Annotated in this window: 17 protein-coding genes and 1 pseudogene; 5 read left to right on the top strand and 13 right to left on the bottom strand. The window is 61.0% G+C overall.

All coding sequences use genetic code 11. The features are described 5' to 3' along the window. Positions 1-64: 64 nt before the first annotated feature. Positions 65-655 (bottom strand): YdeI/OmpD-associated family protein, encoded by a 591-nt coding sequence (locus tag ACYG9Z_RS23980; RefSeq protein WP_031244294.1) that lies wholly within the window; start codon positions 653-655, stop codon positions 65-67. Positions 656-825: 170 nt separating this feature from the next. Between ACYG9Z_RS23980 and ACYG9Z_RS23975 the strand changes: the two genes are divergently transcribed. After that, positions 826-1440: an FG-GAP repeat protein gene (locus ACYG9Z_RS23975; RefSeq protein ID WP_031244295.1), complete on the top strand. Its 615-nt coding sequence runs from the start codon at positions 826-828 to the stop codon at positions 1438-1440. Positions 1441-1480: 40 nt separating this feature from the next. Here the strand turns inward: ACYG9Z_RS23975 and ACYG9Z_RS23970 are convergent, their stop codons facing one another. Both ACYG9Z_RS23970 and ACYG9Z_RS23965 read right to left on the bottom strand, forming a co-directional pair. After that, the gene (locus ACYG9Z_RS23970; protein ID WP_023671416.1) at positions 1481-2392 is read right to left on the bottom strand and encodes a S1C family serine protease; all 912 of its coding nucleotides are present in this window, start codon (positions 2390-2392) and stop codon (positions 1481-1483) included. 187 nt (positions 2393-2579) lie between these two features. Then, positions 2580-3768, bottom strand: a pseudogene (locus tag ACYG9Z_RS23965) (integrase core domain-containing protein). A 382-nt stretch (positions 3769-4150) separates the two neighbouring features. On the opposite strand from ACYG9Z_RS23965, the gene yghU reads away from it, so the two are divergent. Continuing rightward, positions 4151-5020: a glutathione-dependent disulfide-bond oxidoreductase gene (gene yghU, locus ACYG9Z_RS23960; protein ID WP_023751904.1), complete on the top strand. Its 870-nt coding sequence runs from the start codon at positions 4151-4153 to the stop codon at positions 5018-5020. Positions 5021-5172: 152 nt separating this feature from the next. On the opposite strand, the gene ACYG9Z_RS23955 is transcribed toward yghU, so the two are convergent. Then, positions 5173-6369 (bottom strand): aminotransferase-like domain-containing protein, encoded by a 1197-nt coding sequence (locus ACYG9Z_RS23955; protein WP_031244084.1) that lies wholly within the window; start codon positions 6367-6369, stop codon positions 5173-5175. 269 nt (positions 6370-6638) lie between these two features. Here ACYG9Z_RS23955 and ACYG9Z_RS23950 point away from each other — a divergent pair, with 269 nt between their 5' ends. After that, positions 6639-7379: a sulfotransferase family protein gene (locus tag ACYG9Z_RS23950; protein ID WP_023751902.1), complete on the top strand. Its 741-nt coding sequence runs from the start codon at positions 6639-6641 to the stop codon at positions 7377-7379. A gap of 496 nt (positions 7380-7875) precedes the next feature. On the opposite strand, the gene ACYG9Z_RS23945 is transcribed toward ACYG9Z_RS23950, so the two are convergent. From ACYG9Z_RS23945 to ACYG9Z_RS23935, 3 genes are all read right to left on the bottom strand, one after another. Further along, positions 7876-8580, bottom strand: a complete 705-nt coding sequence (locus tag ACYG9Z_RS23945; RefSeq protein WP_023751900.1) for a Crp/Fnr family transcriptional regulator — start codon at positions 8578-8580, stop codon at positions 7876-7878. 170 nt (positions 8581-8750) lie between these two features. Continuing rightward, positions 8751-8924 (bottom strand): hypothetical protein, encoded by a 174-nt coding sequence (locus ACYG9Z_RS23940; protein ID WP_023689840.1) that lies wholly within the window; start codon positions 8922-8924, stop codon positions 8751-8753. Between the two features lie 140 nt (positions 8925-9064). Further along, positions 9065-9220, bottom strand: a complete 156-nt coding sequence (locus tag ACYG9Z_RS23935) for a DUF1127 domain-containing protein (RefSeq protein ID WP_023671409.1) — start codon at positions 9218-9220, stop codon at positions 9065-9067. 232 nt (positions 9221-9452) lie between these two features. Between ACYG9Z_RS23935 and ACYG9Z_RS23930 the strand changes: the two genes are divergently transcribed. Together ACYG9Z_RS23930 and ACYG9Z_RS23925 are read left to right on the top strand one after the other, a co-directional pair. After that, positions 9453-9605, top strand: a complete 153-nt coding sequence (locus tag ACYG9Z_RS23930) for a hypothetical protein (RefSeq protein ID WP_023751899.1) — start codon at positions 9453-9455, stop codon at positions 9603-9605. 253 nt (positions 9606-9858) lie between these two features. Then, on the top strand, positions 9859-10695 hold the full coding sequence (locus ACYG9Z_RS23925) for an SLC5/6 family protein (RefSeq protein WP_023751898.1): 837 nt from the start codon (positions 9859-9861) through the stop codon (positions 10693-10695). Positions 10696-10908: 213 nt separating this feature from the next. Here ACYG9Z_RS23925 and ACYG9Z_RS23920 read toward each other — a convergent pair whose 3' ends face one another. The 6 genes from ACYG9Z_RS23920 to ACYG9Z_RS23895 all read right to left on the bottom strand — a co-directional run bounded on the left by ACYG9Z_RS23920 (position 10909) and on the right by ACYG9Z_RS23895 (position 18025). Next, on the bottom strand, positions 10909-11259 hold the full coding sequence (locus tag ACYG9Z_RS23920; RefSeq protein ID WP_023715159.1) for a hypothetical protein: 351 nt from the start codon (positions 11257-11259) through the stop codon (positions 10909-10911). A 29-nt stretch (positions 11260-11288) separates the two neighbouring features. Further along, positions 11289-11708, bottom strand: a complete 420-nt coding sequence (locus ACYG9Z_RS23915) for a hypothetical protein (protein ID WP_023685919.1) — start codon at positions 11706-11708, stop codon at positions 11289-11291. 96 nt (positions 11709-11804) lie between these two features. Further along, positions 11805-13010, bottom strand: coding sequence for a gluzincin family metallopeptidase (locus ACYG9Z_RS23910; RefSeq protein ID WP_023715157.1), 1206 nt, complete (start codon positions 13008-13010; stop codon positions 11805-11807). 57 nt (positions 13011-13067) lie between these two features. Further along, a complete protein-coding gene (locus ACYG9Z_RS23905) occupies positions 13068-13838 on the bottom strand; it encodes a TfuA-like protein (protein WP_023685917.1) in 771 nt (256 codons plus the stop codon). Then, a complete protein-coding gene (locus tag ACYG9Z_RS23900; RefSeq protein WP_023685916.1) occupies positions 13828-15042 on the bottom strand; it encodes a YcaO-like family protein in 1215 nt (404 codons plus the stop codon). The genes ACYG9Z_RS23905 and ACYG9Z_RS23900 overlap by 11 nt, the downstream gene beginning before the upstream one ends. Then, on the bottom strand, positions 15017-18025 hold the full coding sequence (locus ACYG9Z_RS23895) for an ATP-binding protein (protein WP_245259888.1): 3009 nt from the start codon (positions 18023-18025) through the stop codon (positions 15017-15019). The genes ACYG9Z_RS23900 and ACYG9Z_RS23895 overlap by 26 nt, the downstream gene beginning before the upstream one ends. Positions 18026-18255 lie beyond the last annotated feature (230 nt).

The raw sequence follows: 18255 nt of genomic DNA, 5'->3' as shown, positions 1-18255 counted from the left end.
GGAGGCCAGAACCTCACAAGCGGGTTTTTAGCTGCGCGCACCATGGCAGCCGCTTGCCGTCGCCTCACCGCTTCTGCGGATAGATCGTCTCGCCGCGCTTCAGCATCGCGACGAAAGCCTCGATCTTCTTCCTGCGCCCCGCCTCCGTCTTCATGTTGTGGGTGCGGAAGGCGAGCGCGAAGCGGTTTTGGGCGGAAAGCTTCGCCAGCATCTCTTTTGCCGCGGGTTCGGCATCGATGGCGGCCCGGAGATCGTCGGGAATTTTCATGGCTGAGCCGTAGGCACGGTCCCAGCGGCCGTCGGCCTTGGCCGCCTCGACCTGTTTCAGCCCGTGTTCGGTCATGCGGCCCTCCTCGACCAGGCGGGCGACATTGTCGATGTTGATCTTGCTCCAGATGCTCTTCTTGCCGCGCGGCGTGTAGCGCTGCAGAAAGCTCTTGTCGTCGAGCGGCTTGCGTATGGCGTCGATCCAGCCGAAGCACAGCGCCACGTCGATGGCCTGCTTCGGCGTGATCGAGGCGAGGCCCGAGCCGACCTTGTGGACCTTGATCCAGACCTCGCTCTCGCCGGCATGATTTTCGCGCAGCCAGGCGTAAAAACTGTCGGGATCGGGGAATTCATGAACCTTGTCGGGATCGACCTTGAACGGCGCCATCATCACCTCGTTGTTGCCGGGCCGGCTGTATCGGCTGTCGATGCCAGTTTCCGTCAGCGGCGTCGATACCCCCTAGCCTATTGCGAGCCGGCTTGCGCCCAAGCCGGCGCTCATGGCAGTTTCCCGGCTGGTCGAGCCGGGCAAGGCAGACTGCATTCGGGGGAAATGCCATGCGATCAATGTTACTCGGCCTCATCCTTCTGCTGCCGGCCTCGGCGCTCGCTGAACCCATCGAAACCCAGAAGATCATCACCGCGCTGACCGGCGACTTCAACGGCGACGGCGTCGCCGATCTGGCGATGATCGTCGAGACCGAGCCCGAAGATGGCACCATGGACATGCATTTCTTCCTCAGGGACAAAAAGTACAATTTTCTGAAACCCGCCGGCATCGTGCATGAGCAGGTCTACGGCGAATGGAACGACTACGACCAGCCGCATTATGAGGGTTCCGGCATCGAACCTGAGTTGACCTTGCTGCCCAACGGCTCGATCAAGATCTATCTGCCGGGGCTGATCGGCCCCGGCGAGCGGACCGACATGACGCTGACCATCGCCTGGCGCAACGAAGCCTTCGTCGTCGCAGGCGTGGCCTATGACAGTTACAAATACCAGACCGACATAATCGATAGCAGCTGCGACTACGATGTGCTTACCGGCAAAGGCAAAAGCATGAAGACGCAGGAGGATGGCAGCAAGGTGGACAGTGTCGTGTCGGTCGAAGGCCGGGTCGTGCCCTTCGCGGAGTGGGACACAGGGACGCCTTTTAGGGTATGCGGAGATTGAGGGGGCAGCCAATCTCCCCCACTTGGGGGGAGATTGGCTTTCACTGCAGATGCGGTTTCTTCAAGAAACTGTTGCGGTCGGCGGATTTTACCCTGAGCCAGGTTTCGCGGCCGTCGCGTACGACCCTGAGAGGAATCTCCGAACCCGCCGGATTCTGCCATAGCTTGCGGTAGAAATCGGCGAGCCCGTCGACCTCGCCATCGCGAACGTCGGAGATGATGTCACCCTGGCGCAGGCCGGCCTTGGCGGCGGGGCCGCCTTCGGCGACGCTCATCACCACGACCGCGCCGTTCGACTCGGCCGAGAAGGCGCCGAGCCATGGGCGTGGCGGCTTCGCCACCTGGCCGCGCGTCAGCAGATCGTCGAGGATCGGGGTCAGAAGGTTGATCGGCACGACCATGTTGATGTCGGCGACCTCGCCGTTGCGGCTCATCTGCAAAAGCAGCGAACCGATGCCGAGCAGGCTGCCATCCTGGCCGATGAGCGCCGCGCCGCCCCAGGACGGGTGCGCCGGGGCAATGAAGATCGCCTCGTCGAGCAGATATTCCCAATAGCCGGCGAATTCCTGCTTGGTGACGATGTGTGCCTTGACCGAGCGGCCGGTGCCGTCGGCAAACACCACGGGGTCGCCGATCTTGGCCTTTGACGCGTCACCCAGCGCCACCGCCGGCAGGCCGAGCGGCGCCAGCGCCTGCACCAGGCCGAAGCCTGTCTCCTGGTCATAGGCCAGCGCATGTGCCGGCACGACGCGGCCGTCCTGGTCGGTCAGCCAGACCTCCTCGGCCTCGGTGATGAGATAGCCGATGGTGAGCACCAGCCCGTCGCCGCGGATGACGACGCCGCTGCCTTCCCGGCGCGTGCCCAAGGCATTGGCCGTGAAGGCATCGTCGGGAACCATGGCGCGCACGCCAACGACGGAGCGCAAGAGCGGGGAAACGGGATCGATGGGCATGCTTTCATCCTGGCCGATATGCGTGGGCAGTATCCTCTATAGGTATGCCGAGCTGCACAGGGCGCAAGGGCTTAGGCAACAAGGCAATCATTTCAGAGGCTGGCGCTGCCCCTCATCCGCCTGCCGGTGTCCAGCCGATAGATGGGTAACACTTTGAACCGGATACATAGGTGACACTTCTCTCCCCCTATGCGTCCGCCGCAGCGCCAAGCGGATTGGTTGGCGCGGCGCTGCGGCGGACAAGCTTCATGTGCCGTGTGTCGATGATGCCGAGCGGGTGGGCATGGAATGAGAGTGTCCATTGTCCGTCTTCGGTCTCCAACGCAGCGACCGGTTCGCCCGCCAGCGCTTGCGAGACATATATGAAGCCGCCATTCCATCGGATCTCGCCATTGTGGCGCACGCGGCGGACCGAGGCCTCGGCCGGATAGACGGGCTCGGGTGGTGTCCTGGGCATGGCGCGCTGTGAGGACCGGTAGTGCTGGGCGGGCGTATCCATGCCCAGCGCCTCATGGGGACGTTCCTCATTGTAGCTGTGGCGGAAGGTCTCGAAGGCCTGGCCCTGTGCCGTTCGGTCGGCTTCCGGTGCCTCGGCCATCGGCAGCATGGTCAGGTGAAAGCGCTCGTGACGTCCGTTCTGCTGTGGCCTGCCGGGTGCGATCCGCTCCAAGGTGATGCCGAGCTTGATGAAGCGCACGACAAGCGGCGTCAGCCCGGTGACGCCGGCCGATGCGAAGGGCGGGCCATTGTCGCTTCTGAAGCGATCCGGCAGGCCATGCTCTTCAAACAGCCGTTCGAACACCGGCCAGGCTTCGCTATCGGCCGTCGACCCCGTCGCTTCGAGCGCCAGAAGATAGCGGCTCGACGCATCCATCACCGTCAAGGGTTCGCAACGCCAGCCGTCGCGGGTCCGGAACCAGCCCTGTGATCGCCAGTCCACACCGCGTTCGGTTCTTGCGGCTGTGGCCAGGGTCCATTGCCGCAGGCCCGCAGGCGGGGTCGCTTGCGGGCGCGGACAAGCCCATGCCGCGCAAGGATCGCGCCGACCGTCGAGGCTGAAGGCCACATGAACTCGGGAGCCGTGCGCCTGAGCCGTGCCACGATCTTCTTTGGACCCCAGAGCGGATGCAGCTCCTTGGCCGCCACAATCCGCTCAACCAGATCCTGAGCTGTCGCCCGGCCATGATTGAGCGGGGCTCGCGGCAGGTCGTGCAAACCCTCAGGCCCAAACGTCCGATAGCGTCCTAGCCATTGTAGCCGTTCTTGCGTGAGATCCCGTAGGCCGCACAAAGCGCAACCATCGTCTCATCCCCAGAAAGACACTCCACAACAAACCGTAGCCGCTCGTCCATGATGCCAGTCTCTCGCCAAACCATCGCCGGTCCTCCGGCGGACAAGAAAACTGTCACCCATGCTATCGGTCCATTCTGTTACCTATCTATCCGGTTCGGACACCGCCACCTTCTCCCCGTATAGTGACGGGGAGAAGGGAGATGGCCGCAACATCGGCGCTCTTGGCAACGCTGGCAATTGGGGAAATCAGTAGGCGACAGCGTCCTTCTCCCCGTCACTATACGGGGAGAAGTGCCCGGCAGGGCGATGAGGGGCGGCGCCGACATCGATAATAGTTCAACACAAGTTGAACCTTTCTGAATTGCACCTATGTGTTCCCGTATCTAGGTTCCGCCGACTTTTCCGCCATCAGTCTCGCGCCGTCGCGCAAGTCGTTTCGCCCGCCAAACCCAAGGAATTTCCCGCATGACCGAATACACCCCGCCGAAAGTCTGGAGCTGGAAGAAAGCCAATGGCGGTACGTTCGCCAGCATCAACCGGCCTATTGCCGGTCCGACGCATGACAAGGTGCTGCCGGTCGGCAAGCATCCGCTGCAGCTCTATTCGCTGGCGACGCCGAATGGGGTCAAAGTGACTGTCATGCTGGAGGAGCTTCTGGCGCTCGGCCACAAGGGCGCCGAATACGACGCCTGGCTGATCCGCATCAACGATGGCGACCAGTTCGGCTCGGGCTTTGTCGAGGTCAATCCCAACTCCAAGATCCCGGCGCTGCTCGACCGCAGCGGCAAGACGCCTGTCCGCGTCTTCGAGTCCGGCTCGATCCTGCTTTATCTCGCGGAAAAGTTCGGCGAGTTCCTGCCGACCGAACAGCCGGCGCGCGCGGAAACCTTGTCGTGGCTGTTTTGGCAGATGGGTTCGGCGCCCTATCTCGGCGGCGGCTTCGGCCATTTCTACGCCTATGCGCCGGAAAAGTTCGAATACGCCATCGACCGCTTCGCCATGGAGACCAAGCGCCAGCTCGACGTGCTCGACCGGCGGCTGGCAGAGACCGAATATCTCGGCGGCGCCTTCTATTCGATCGCCGACATGGCGGTATGGCCCTGGTATGGCGGCCTGGCGCTCGGCCGCATGTACAATGATTCCGCCGAGTTCCTGTCGGTGCAGGACTACGAGCACGTACAACGCTGGGCCAGGGAGATCGACGCCCGCCCGACCGTGCAACGCGGCCGCATGGTCAACCGCGCCTTCGGCGACCCCGCCATGCAACTGCACGAGCGCCACGACGCCAGCGATTTCGAGACGAAGACGCAGGATAAATTGGTGGTGGCGGAGTGAGCTAATCTCCCCCCTTGAGGGGGAGATGGCCGGCAGGCCAGAGGGGGTCGGCTCGACTGGGCGCGACCTCCTGCGACTGATGAAGGTTAGCGCTCCACGCGCGGCGACCCCCTCTGTCGCCTTCGGCGACATCTCCCCCTCGAGGGGGGAGATTAGCCCATCAATTTCGCCAGCCTCGGCACGCCTTCACCCACGGCGCGTTCATCTGCGAGCGTAAAGCTCATCCGCATCGTGTTGCGTCCCGAACCGTCGGCGTAGAATGCGTTGCCCGGCACGAAGGCGACGCGGGCTTCCTTGACCGAGCGGGCGAGCAGCGCGGTGGCGTCCGCACCTTCGGGCAACGTCAGCCAAACGAACATGCCGCCTTCCGGTCGGCTCCAGCTGACGCCATCCGGCATTTCCGCTTCGAGTGCCGCAAGCAAGCCGTCGCGGCGCTGGCGATAGGCGCCGATCAGCTTTTCCACCTGGCCGTCATACACGGCCTCGGAGACGCGGTGCATGACCAGCTGGTTGATCGACGGGCTGTGCAGGTCCGACGCCTGCTTCATCAGCACCAGCCGCTCGACGACACGGCGCGGCGCGCAGACCCAGCCGACGCGCATGCCCGGCGACAGGATTTTGGAGAACGAGCCGCAATATAGCGTGCGGGCGTTTTCGATGCCGCCTGAGCGTTCGCAGTCGAGCGCCAGGATCGGCGGCTGGCCCTCGCCGTCATAGCGCAGCGCGCGATAGGCGGCGTCCTCGATGACGGCAATGTCGAGCTCGTCGGCGAGGTCGAGCACCGCCTCGCGCTGCTGGCGGTTCAGCGTCTCGCCGGTCGGGTTGGCGAAATCGGGCACCAGATAGGCGAATTTCACCTTGCCGCCTGCAGCGGCAGCAGCGGCCTGGTAGGCGGCAGGCGTCATGTTGCCGCCGTCCGGCGTCAGCCGGTCGTAGCGCGGTTCGTAGGCGTTGAAGGCCTGCAGCGCGCCGAGATAGGTCGGCCATGTTACCAGTGCTGTGTCGCCGGGCGACAGGAAAAGCTTGCCGAGATAGTCCAGCGCCTGCTGCGAGCCGGAGGTGATGAAGATGTTGTGCTCGTCGCAGGCAATGCCGAGCTTGCCCATCTGGCCGGCCAGCCATTTTCTGAGCGGCAGATAGCCTTCGGAGACCTGATACTGAAGTGCTGCGCTCGCCTCCGCGCCGCCCAGCACCGAGGCATAGGCATCGGCGATCGCCTGCGCCGGAAACAAGGCCGGATCGGGGATGCCGCCGGCAAAGGAGATGATGTCGGGCTGGTCGAGCAGTTTGAGCAGCTCGCGGATTTCCGACGCCTTCATGCGTGAGGCGCGCGACGCCAACAGGTCCATCAAACTCACGAGCCCACCTCCCGGGATACGGCATCTGGTCCAGCATGACCGTTCCGGCCATGCGATTTAGGTCAATCTGACTGACCTATTATCAGGCTCCCTCACCCGCTGGAATAGCCAGACCCTCATTCCGCGTGGCCCAGACGAAAAAGCAAACACATTTTGGCCGCTGCACAGGGAAAATTGTTGCGCGCCGAGGGGCGCGGATGCAACCTCATTCCGAGCGGACCGGCATAAAAAGAAAAGCGGTCTCAACCAGGGGGGTTAAAATGACGCTTGAGCTCATCGGGGCCGGATTCGGCCGCACCGGCACATGGTCGACCTTTGCCGCGCTGAACAGGCTGGGCCTTCCCAGCTATCACATGCAGGAAGTCATCCTCAACAAGGCCAACAAGGGCCATCTCGACTTCTGGCGCAAGGTGGCCAACAGCCCGCCCGGCAGCCAGCACGACTGGACCAGAGTCTTTGCCAATTACAAGGCGACGGTCGACAATCCGGGATGCTGCGTGTGGCGCGAATTGATGGCCGCCTATCCCGACGCCAAGGTGCTGCTCACCCTGCATCCGCGCGGCGCCGAGGCCTGGTACGACAGCACCATCGACACAATCCACTTCACCGAGACATTGTGGCAGTTCAAGGTGCTGGAATGGCTGACGCCGTTCGGCCGCAAATTCGGCGACATGTCGCACAGACTGATCTGGGGCCGCACGCTTGCCGGCGTGATGGACGACCGCGCCAAGGCGGTGGCGCGCTACAACGCCTATACCGAGGAGGTGATAGCGGCCGTGCCGCCGGAGAAGCTTCTGGTGTTCAAGGTCAGCGATGGCTGGGCGCCGCTCTGCGGCTTCCTCGGCGTGGCGCTGCCCAACGAGCCTTTCCCCAACCTCAACGACCGCGAAAGCGTGAAGAAGATCATCGGCGACATCATCAAGGGCAGCTACTTCATGCTGGGGCTGTCGGTGGCGGCGGTGCTTGCGGCGGTCGCGGCGCTGTGGTGGTGGCTGGGGTAGCCGCCGGACCGTCAGGATACCGCTACTTGCGCGTGATCCAGCCGAGCAGATCCGGCTCGACGTCTTCGTGGTCGGTCAGGTCGCGAACCAGGGAGGCGGCGAGCGCGCGCCACCGCTTTTCCGGGACATTGTCTTCCATCACCGATTTGATGAAGGCGGCGCGCAGGATGGCGCAATCGAAGGCGGATACATCGAAAAGGCAGTTCTGCCATTTCGGTTTTCCCCGTTCACATCGGGCGCGCGAGCCTGTCGAAGTCTCAGGCGCCAGCGCCCCATACAATGGTCGACGACAGCGGATTCATACTCTTGCCGAACCAAGGTTCAACACAATTCGAATGTACGCTTTTTACCAAGCCATTGCGGTTCGTTGCCCGCTTTTGCGCCGATGCTAGATTTGCCGGGCGGCCTCTCCCCAGATGGCCGCAAATGGCCGGCGCGGCTCTGGCAACATGCTTTCACCGGCATTCGCGTCGGCCATTTCCAGCCCGTGCCAGGCTCAGCCCAGCAGGCGTTCGTATTCGGCCTCGGCCTGGCCGTAGAAGCCGTCGGCGACGGCGATCAGGCCATCCCGGTCGCGGATGACGATCTCGCCGCGCCGCGACCGGATCAGGCCGCGCCCTTCCAGGATCTGCAGGCCGATGGTGACGCCCGGACGCCTGACGCCGAGCATGACGGACAGGAACTCATGCGTGATCTGGATCTGATGGCCGACCACCCTGTCGTCACACATCAGGAGCCATCTGGCCAGCCGATCCTCGAGCTTGGCGCGGGCATTGCTCAGCGCCGTGGATTTGGTCTGGCCGTGCAGATAATGGGCATAGCGCAGCAGGAAGGCGCGAAGCGTCGGGCTTTTCTGCAGCGCTGCCTTGAACGGCTCGGAATCGATGCACACCGCCTCGCCCGGCATCTGCATGTAGCAGTCATGGGGCGCCCAGTCGGCGCCCATCACCAAAGCGGAGCCCGACATGCCTTCGTGGCCGATGATGCCGACCTCGGTGTCCAGGCCCGGCCGGTTCCTCGCCACCACCGAGGCCAGGCCGCTTTCCAGGAAGCATACCGAGACGACCGGCTCGCCCGCCATTTCGAGCGGGGCTTTGAGATCGAGCACACGATGGTGCAAATGCGGCGCAAGCAGTGCGAAGTCGGCCGGGTTCATGCGGCGCAAGAGGCCGCTTTTCTCCTTGCTGACCGACTGGTCCATCGCTCTCTCCCGAAGGGCAAGAGCACATGTAATCTCCCAGCCGTCGGCGCCCTGCCCAAATGCAAACGGTCATTGGACGATAGCTGACTCGGATTCAGCCATTGTACTTCGTACAAAACCGACAAATCAGGGGCGACGCCCCATGGATCAATCCAGCAGCTTTTCCTGGATCAGCGCTTCGGGCGGTCAGCCGCAACCATGCGCGCTTCGCGCACGATGGACGAGCGATCGTTGCCGATCAGCGATGCGATCTCTTGTATCTGCTGCTCGGAGGCCCCGGTTTCCCGCGCCAAGGCCGCGAGCGCCTCGGCGCTCAGACCGGACTGTCTCGGTTGCTCCGCCATGGCTCCAATGCCTCCTGTCGGGGCAGGAGTGCGATGGTCGCTCCCAAGCGTCAGCGCCCATTGATGTGGCCGACGATGCTGCACTGTACGCTTCCGAACAATCGATGGCGAGCGATATATTAGCGACGCTGGATGCGGCCCTAGAACGGCAGCCTTATCTCATCGATCGACCTCGACTCCGTCCAGCCAATGTCCTTCTGGATCTCCGTCGGCAGCGCATTCAGTGCGCGCACGGTCTTCCTGTGCTTGCTGGCGCGCGCCAGGGCAGCGCGAATTCTGCTGAGACTTTCAAACATCGGTTACCTCCATGCAGCAGCAGAGCGCTGCCTCAGGCCCGCTCTTGCACGGCCTCTGTAACCGATCGATTGCGCGGCAACGGTGAAGCGCTTCACAAACCGATGCCCGCCAGAAACATTTGTATACAAATCAATTCAGGGAACGGGAGAGTCGCTAAGGAGGCCGCGCCAGACTGCCCGCGTCCAAAGGGCCGACATCCGCGTCGAGCTTGCGGGACGCTGGACCAAGGGCATGACGGTCTGCAATTTCGAGAAAATGGGCGCGATGCACCATTTCGGCGGTACGGCGAGCGAGCAGACCGACTTCCGCCATAGCGTGGCGATGAAGCTCGACCATGCGAAGCTCTGTGATCTGATCGTCGATGCGCTGGGCCGGTTCGTGTAGGCCAAGGGGTGACTCCCTCTTCCCGGGCAATCGCATGGGATTGCGCCAGCCCCTTATGCGATTGCCCTGCCCTCCTCCGCGCCATCGCCGGCATCGTCGTCCGCCCCCTCGGCTATGGACGAATCCCATCATGCGCAATAAGGATGGGGTCTGCCGTGGCGCTTTCGCGCCGGGGCAGGCGACGTTCGATCAATGACGCTGCGCCGGGCGCCTTTGACGCCCCGCAAAAGTGTCGATACCGGGGGATCTGGTCATGACCGACAACAAGCCGACCGTAGACGTTACCAAGGACTGGCAAGCAACACAGGGCCAGAAGTCCGGGGCCACGCGGCTGCGCCTGTTCGCCGTGCTGTCGTGGGTCATCGCCATTGGCGGCGAGATCGCCGGGATCGTACTGCTCTACAAGCACAAGTTCGACCAGGGAAACCTGCCGCTGCTGATCGGCATCCTGGTCGGCATCGCGATCTTCGCCATCGCCGGCAGCCTGCTCTGGAAGGCGGCCAACCGGAAGGACCCGGCCCGCGAATCCGACACGTTCAGGTTCTTCGTCCAGAACCAGCTCGGCGCGATCATCACGCTGATTGCCTTCCTGCCGCTGGTTATCCTGATCCTCAACGACAAGAACATGGACCCGAAGAGCAAGAAGGTGGCCGGCGGTATCGGCGCCGTGCTGGCCGTGCTGGCGACGCTGATCGGGGTCAGCTACCAGCCGCCATCGGTCGAGCAGTACACGCAGGACATGAACACCTGCGCGGAACAGATCAAGGCGGGGCAGCCGACCACGGCCTGTTCGCCCGAAGTCGCCGCCCAGGCGCAGGCGATCGCCACCGACTCCACCACGGTGGCCGCGGCGACGAAGGACGCGGCGCACCCCAATGGCCAGGATATCGTCTACTGGATCGCGCCGGAAAACGGCGCCGCGAAGTCCGACACCGAGCACGTCTTCCACCTCTGCGCGGCCGTCAGCCCGCTGAAGGACAAGACCGTCAACAGCGGCTCGGTGACCGAAGCCTACGCCCAGAACGCCATCCGGATCACCAAGCAGATCGACATGGAACAGAAGCAGTGCGGGTTCACGGCTGCGCCGTGAGTGGGGGGCTGGGCTGGCGCGCTCAGTTGGGTGCGCCAAACCGGGCCAGTTCGTGCTTGTCTTACGTTGGCGTGCGGCCCTTGGGGCTGCGAATGCCTACATGGCGGAACTAGAGCAACGTCGTCTGTGGCCTCGCAGAACGGGTCGAGCGCGAGTTGTGGTCTTCGGGAATTTCGGCACTAGGTTGGCGTCGTCAGTTGCTGGCCGACGCGCCTACTTTTTTACAATAAATTGATCCGAGAATACTTGGAAATTCTTCATTTGCGTAATAACTTCCAAGGCCGGTGGCGCTTTCGATTTCGGAAAGAAGAACCAGTTGCCGTCATTGAATGTATAGGTGTCGTTATACTCTACATTGGCGGCATCAGTTCCAACGATTGATACCGAACCCATGTCAGTATCGTCGTCCGGCACAGCTCTGAAGCTGATAGGGTTGTCACTCTGGGCATCTATATTATCAATCGGCTTACCTGTGGTATCGTTGCAATATCCACCATAGACTTCATCGGTGATAGATACCTTTGTCAAATCAACACAGAATTTGACTGTCGCGGTGATCGGCATACTGTTCTCCCTTCGTACCGTTATTCAGCCTAGTCGCGCGTCAGGCGCCCGTCTCGATGTGCCATTGTCTGATTGATGGCATACGAGGTCGGCGATTTCCTTCCAGGCAGATTGGCATCAAGAATGAGCGTCTTGGCGTCGCTAAAGTTGGTCGCGATCTCCAGCAGTTCTGTCGATGCTCTGATACGCCACATCCGATAGAGTGCAGGAGTGCCTACCTGGGGTTCGAAGCCGCAGCCAACAGGGTCTTCATCGGGGGGGCCGGTGACAATAAAAATGCGATTGGAATCCAGTCTGTAGCAATGCCCCTCGAAGGCATAGCCATAGGCGAGAACGATCGAATAATCCTTGCTGGTCTGAGCCTGCCTGGCCTTGAATATCTGGACTCTCAGCTCCGTGTCGCCGCCTTGGCCCACATTGAACCGCCCATACTCCTCCCTTTGGTTCATTTTTGCTCCGTATAGTAGAAGAGAATCCGCGTAGTAGATGCCGGGTCTCGGCGGTGCTGGTATGTTCGAGTCAATCATTTCGATGCTCCCTCGATGTCAAAGTATGTTTCGCCACTTCATGCAGTCTTCGAGCTGATCCATGTAAGGATGGCCCCGGCCGCGGTCGGCCATCTCCAGGAAAGCCAGCGCTGCTGTCCTGAAGGTGAGGCTATCGGGCTCCAGGTAAGACCAGGAACGGACCACCGATTCGCCGATGATATCCCGCGCTTCCTGCAGCGCGGCCTTGCTGGCGAAATGCTTGTTTGCATAGTCCGCTTTTGAGTCGCGAAGGCTCTTTTCGATGACTGAAGGAGCCATTTGCTGGCGCAGATGGCTATATCGCCGCGGATCGACATCCGACAGTCCGCGTTGGAAGAGAAGTGTCTGATAGACCTCAACCAGACAGTCAAAAAGGCCAGCCGCAAATGGCTTCGAACGATCATGGACTTCGTCGCTTACATCACCAATTCGCAGCGAGTTGTTGAACAAACGGATCTGCTTTTCATCGTTCAGTTCGGCGAAGCGATCGAGTTCATTGTTGATAAGAAGATTGCCGCTTGTGCGACGAAGGATTCGATCGACGGCTGTATCGAATTGCAGAAGCCCAAGCAGAGAAACAAAATCGGCAACAGCCTCATGATAGGCGAAGAAATCGGTATTTGCGCCGTCTCCCTCCAGCACACCAAGCTCGCTCAGCAGGATGAGATGTCCCATCTCATGCGCCATTGAATCAAAGTTCAATGCGAAGCAGGACGCCCGGCTGACCGGATCGTTCTCACCCAACTCGAGAAACCCGAAACCGGAATGCGCATTGTCCCAGTCAGGGATGTAAGGAACAATCTCAAGACGGCTGAGGTTCGGCTCAAAGAACCACACTATATCGCGGCCGATATAGCCCTGGCACACGTCCAGAACATGGCGTGCGCATGCGTAGCTGTGGGCTGAAAGAAAGGCCGGCGCGCTGGGAATTATGTGATCAAAGTGTCCGTCGGGTCCTGGCACTGCCGGCGGCCGTTGATTGCCAATATACGGCGGCAGGACCGGGAAAGCATACGGCCGTTTCCGCTCGATCGGGTCAACAACGTACATGCGCTCGTCAGCAGGCCCGGCAAGGATAGACCCAGCGGGCGGAGCCAACCAAACTACCTCGGGCTTTTCATACCCTTTCACAAACGGCGCTTGCGGAAAGATAAGAAACCGAGTGCCGAGCGCCCGCTCAGAGCCCAGGGCCAAGCCAAGTTTCTGTCCAGCGTGCACATCCATGCAAGCCACCCCTTGCCTTGAATGTCTCATGGCTTTGTACGAATGTCACGCCAATATTCAGTGGGGCCGATAAGTCACGAATTCTTGCAAGAGGCCTGAATATTCAAGGTCAAAAAGGAACGCCTCCGTGACTTCAAACGGGCGGCTGCGGGGCGCTACACCGTCACTAGGGAAGGACAAGTTCGCCAAGAGGCGAAGCAATCCAATCGCGTCGGCTCGCTTTCGCCTGACTTTATTGAGAGCGATCCAACCTTTGAGGTCTTTTAATTGCGTGTCATATCGACAGCCCAAAAGGGCGATGGAGAGGATCTGGTCATAGCTGCGGCCGGTGAAATGGAGTAACTGCGCCTCATACTCCAGGTAAAGGCGACACTCCCTTCCGATGATGCGCTCGCGTTCAGCTCTCCGGAGTGTCAGCCTTATGTCCAGCAGCGCGTCGCCCAAGGCAAACGAGCCAAACTCTGGCGGCGCCATGGCCACGGCAACTTCGGCGTCATCGGCCATGACGGTGCGTAGATACCATCTGAAAACAAAACCGTGCCCGACCATCCCCTGGTCGGTCAATTCGGCCGCCCGGATTGCTCCCATGCTGGACGCCCCATAGACCTGCACGCCGACGGCCATAGCCCACAGAATCTCCTTATGGCGAACCGCAGGTCGCTGCGCAAATTCACCGTCAACGATGGCAATCGCAGCGGGCCGATGCTTGAGGACGGCCCGCACAACGTCGCCTTGGCTAACTGGAGGCAAGTAGATTGCATTAAGATGCGCCCGAGCTTCAATCGGCCCGATTGTTGGCCCGACAAACACAACGACATCAGACCTCATCCTCAAACTCCGGGTTTGACTGCAAAGGCGGGGCAACGACCCGAACGACATGAACGGGAATGCTTTCGTCCGAGAATAGGATCACCGCCACTACCGCGCGGGCCCCCGCCACCCGCAAGGCGTCAAGGCCCGCTCTCAACGGGTTGGCGGTCTCAGGACGCGATCGAGCGTCGGGATAGCGAGATCCGGACCTTGTCAGCATTTCACGCCACGCGGAAAGTTCGCGCTCGGCGGGCGCCGCGTAGAACTTGCCAGTTACGTCTTCACGGGCAGCAGAAATGACCCCGAGGCGCGACTGGCAGGCTTCGAGAAGTGCCTTGGCTAGCGCTCGGTCATCAGTAACGTCACAGCCGAAACCGGCAGCAGGGAGTGGTGCTAGTGGAGGTCGCCCGGTTCCCTCCATGACATGGCACCAGTAGACAGGCAGCCCATGGGCGGAGGGGAGTAACCAAACACCGACTGCAAAGCCAGCATGAGCCAGACGTTCGATGATCTCGGCTGCCGTGCCGTTATGGATGGTTCCTGTTTCGACTTGGAAGCGGTCAAAGAAATGCGGCGTTCTCATCGCGATACAACGCGCATGGCGTTCCAGTATCTCCAAGCAGGCGTGCGCCATAGCCTGCTGGAGACTGGTTCCAGCAGCGAGGCCGGCTGAATTCCTTAGCAACCAGCGCGGATGCGGTGAAGGAATGGTGTACGCGGTGTCGACCAGAGCAAGCGGCACCGGGCATGGCCTGGCTGCCATGAGATCCCAACCTTCGATCCAACCCAGTGGCGAATGGCGTTCGGCCGGCAGGAGTTGGTCAAGCAAGTGGGACCAGGCGCCATCCCCGTCAACCGATGCAAGGCCAGCTTGCCACGTCTTCTCAGCCGAAATGCGTTCTGACGCCCAGCCCTCAAGTGATTCCATGAGGCCCGAGATGGCAGCATGGGCGTAAGTCAGGCCCTTCCCCTGGTTGACGGCAACCGAGCGCGAATCCGGTCGGACAACCTGGACAACCGGGATACCGATCCAGTCCAGTCCGGTAATGGACCCGAGCCTGGTAATGCCGAATTCACGCTTGCGCTCCAGAATCCGGTTGACCGTAACCCACGTCTCATCCGCGGCCGGGAACGGCCCTTGCAGCAGAGTATCAAGTGCCTCCTCAGACGGAATCCACCTCGCCCGATCACTCACCTCAGCCCCCATGAAGGCGCAGGTCATCCTCGGCTCGCACCGCGAGCCATTTGGCGCCTTGGCTCTCTGCCGTCTGGATGGCCCGACGGAGGTCGCTCACGACACGCTGCGGCTTGTCTCCCAATACTTGCCGCAATTGCGCTCTGCGACGATACAGCTCCGAAAGCCAGAACCATTGGCCCTCTTTCCGCCCGAGCAGGATCGCCTTGTCGACGAGCGCTGACGCCTCAGCCGGCCTACCCGAGCGCTGCAAGATCTCGGACTGCATGTCGATATGGATAGACATATTGTCCCCGGTCCCTATCTTCTGCTGCAAGTCGAGTCCGGACTCGAACTGGTTGGCGCCGCGCTCGAGTGAGGAAGACATGGCCTCAGCCCACCCTCCATAGATGTCGGCGCGTGCGAGGCTCGCGGCTAATCCATGTTGCTCGGATATCGAGCGCATACGCTCCGCCAAACTGGCCACGTCGTGGTACCTGCCCTGACAGCGACGCAGCACGATCGTATAATGTAGAGCGTGCACGATGCTGCCGACGTGGTCGGTCGCTGCTGCCCATTCCAAGCACTGGCTGATTGCCACCTCACTGGAGGCATGCTCGCCCGTAAGGAGGTTGCAGAGGGCGCGCTCCCCCAATCCGCATACCTTGGCATCATGCCCGCCGTAGAAGGCGCGGTCTCTGATGGCACGGTCAGGATCATACAGTGCGAGGCCTCTTGCGACGCAGTCCAAGCAGAAATCGTGTTGCGCCGCCTGAAAACTTGTCGCCCATGCGCAATGGTAGGACTGAAGACGCGTTTCGACATCTTCGGCGCTCCTCATCTCGTCGACCAGCAAATGTGCGCGCGATTGCTGTGTGCGAATGTTCGATGCAGTAAACCACCACCCCCAATACAGCGAAAAACGTTCGGCCCTGTTAGCCACGGGCTGCCGGCGCATGAGTGACACGGCCCGCGCGTAGATCTTGCGCGCTTTCTCAGATCCTTCTCCTTCGAGGGAAACTGATACGACCCCTTGAAGCTGTAGCAAGTCTAGCAAGAGCACGGTGCGAGCGGGCTGCCGAGGCATCGCATCGATTTGTTCAGTTGCAAGCTCCAGCAATTGGTCCGCCTCTTGCATCGCCGAATGCAGCACGCATGCTTCGCCGGCGCTCAGAGCGAAGCGCACAGCCTCGACATGCATACCCCCTTGCGCGCACTGCCAAGCGGCGACGCTTGCAGGCAGACTCGGCACGTCTTCTTCAATCAGAAGACGTCCGATGCGTTTGTGGATGTCGCGTCGATCACTCTTGAGAAGGCTCCCGTAGGCCGCTTCGTGCAGAAGGGCATGGCGAAAGCGATAAATATCGCCGTTAGTTTCCTTTCGCTCAATGACGCGGCTCGACGTAAGGGCGTTTAGATCGGTCTCCAGCGTAGAGACGTCAATGCCGTCGAGAAGGTCACGCAGGAGAGCAGCGCTGAATTCCCTTCCGATGACACTTGCGAGCTGAGCGATTCGACGGGCATGCCCGACGTCGGCAAGCCTGGCCGAAAGGAGATCATTCAGCGTAGAGACCCCGCTCTCACTCAGTAATTTCGTCCAGCTTGACGACCCTTGTGCCAAGGCGTGCCGGGTCCGCATGAAAAGGGTAAGTTCCTCAGCATACAAGGGCATTCCATCGCATTTTTGCAGAACAAACGAAGTCAGATCAGGTGGCGGCGCTTCTCCCCAAATCGAGGCCACCAAGTGACTCATCGCTGTGTGATCGAGACCCGAAAGCGTCAATGTCTCACGCCCTGTACCTGAGACCGCCGACCGGGACGTTTGGACAAGGAGCATAGGCAGCTCCCGCACGTGTGCTGTCAGCACGTCGAGCAGCTCTAAGGTCATATTGTCGGCCCAATGAACATCCTCGACGGCAACAAGGAGTGGGCCCTTGGATGCCCTGCTGCAAAGCAGTTGGGCGGCTGCGTCAATCACTTCTTTCCTGCGTTGCTGGCCGGACATATCGGCCAACCAGATGCTCCCAGACGTCGCTCTTCGTTGTTCACCCACAAAGTCGGCGATCACTGTTGCAGCGTTGGCATCAACCGCTATTCCCGCCTGTCGCAGGGCCTTGCGTAACGCACTGCCGTCGCGACTCTGAAGTGCCAACGTCCCAAGGGTCGTCTCAAGAAAGCCGATGAATGGATGTAAAGGCTGGCTGGTGAGACGCGCGTGGCATTGCAAAGCGAAAGCGGAGTCGTTTTCGGGTTGGAGTTGACGGCGAAGTTCGCTCACAAGCCTGGATTTACCTATCCCCGCATCGCCCAGAACCACCATTGACCGGCCCTTTCCCTCGCGGGCAGCACGCCATGCTGCCCGCAGCTTGCCAAGTTCTTCGTCGCGGCCGCGCATTGGCGTGCGCTGCTCCGGGTTGGGCGAGAATCTCTGGGCCGTGGCAATTGTCGAAAGCGGGCGCCAGATTGGCATCGGGTCGGCAAAGCCCTTGAGATGGGCACCGCGGAGGAAATGGTAGTCAAATCGATTACGCGTCAGTAGATAGGTCGAGTCGGCGACAACAACCGAATTCGGCTCCGCCTCTGCCTGGAGTCGAGCGGCCACCACTGGTGCTGTTCCGATGATCCCGCTGCCGTCGGAGGAAATTACGACCAGGCTGGTAGCCACCCCCACTCGGATTTTGAATGGATGATGCTGAGCCTTCTGAAGTCTGACCGACCCATCGATCAGGTCGAGCGAGGCCCGAACGGCCTTTTCTGCGGCGTCCTCCGCTTGCTCAGGATAGCCAAAGTAGCTGCATCCCCCATCGCCCAGCTTCTGGTGGAGCAAACCGCCATGACGCTGGATGATCTTTTCGGAAACACGGTGAAAATCTGCCAGTAAACGGGAAAATTCTTCCGGATCACTGCGCTGCAGCAGCTCTGTCGATCCAACGACGTCGTAGAAGAGCGCAGTTACCTGGCGCCGCTCGCCAGCGAGCTGAATTGCTTGAGCAGGACTCTTCATCGTCAGCGGCCGTAAAGAATGAGCCATATGCTGGTCAGAACACTCCATTTGCAGCAGCTAAGCAAGCGATCCCATGAAGAGGCACATGGTGATCGCTCGGAACGGTGATCCAAGTTGAGAATAAACAAGAGTCCGATCTTCTCGCAGTGGCTGGCTCCACAATGGGGACGTATTTCGGCATCCTAGCGTGTACCTCCCTCAGTTGTTTTCTGGCCTCGACCATATCGCCCGTTCAAGACCGCCACGAGCTTTGACGA

The sequence above is a fragment of the Mesorhizobium sp. RSR380A genome (assembly GCF_054719385.1).
This window is presented reverse-complemented; position numbering and strand designations above follow the sequence as displayed.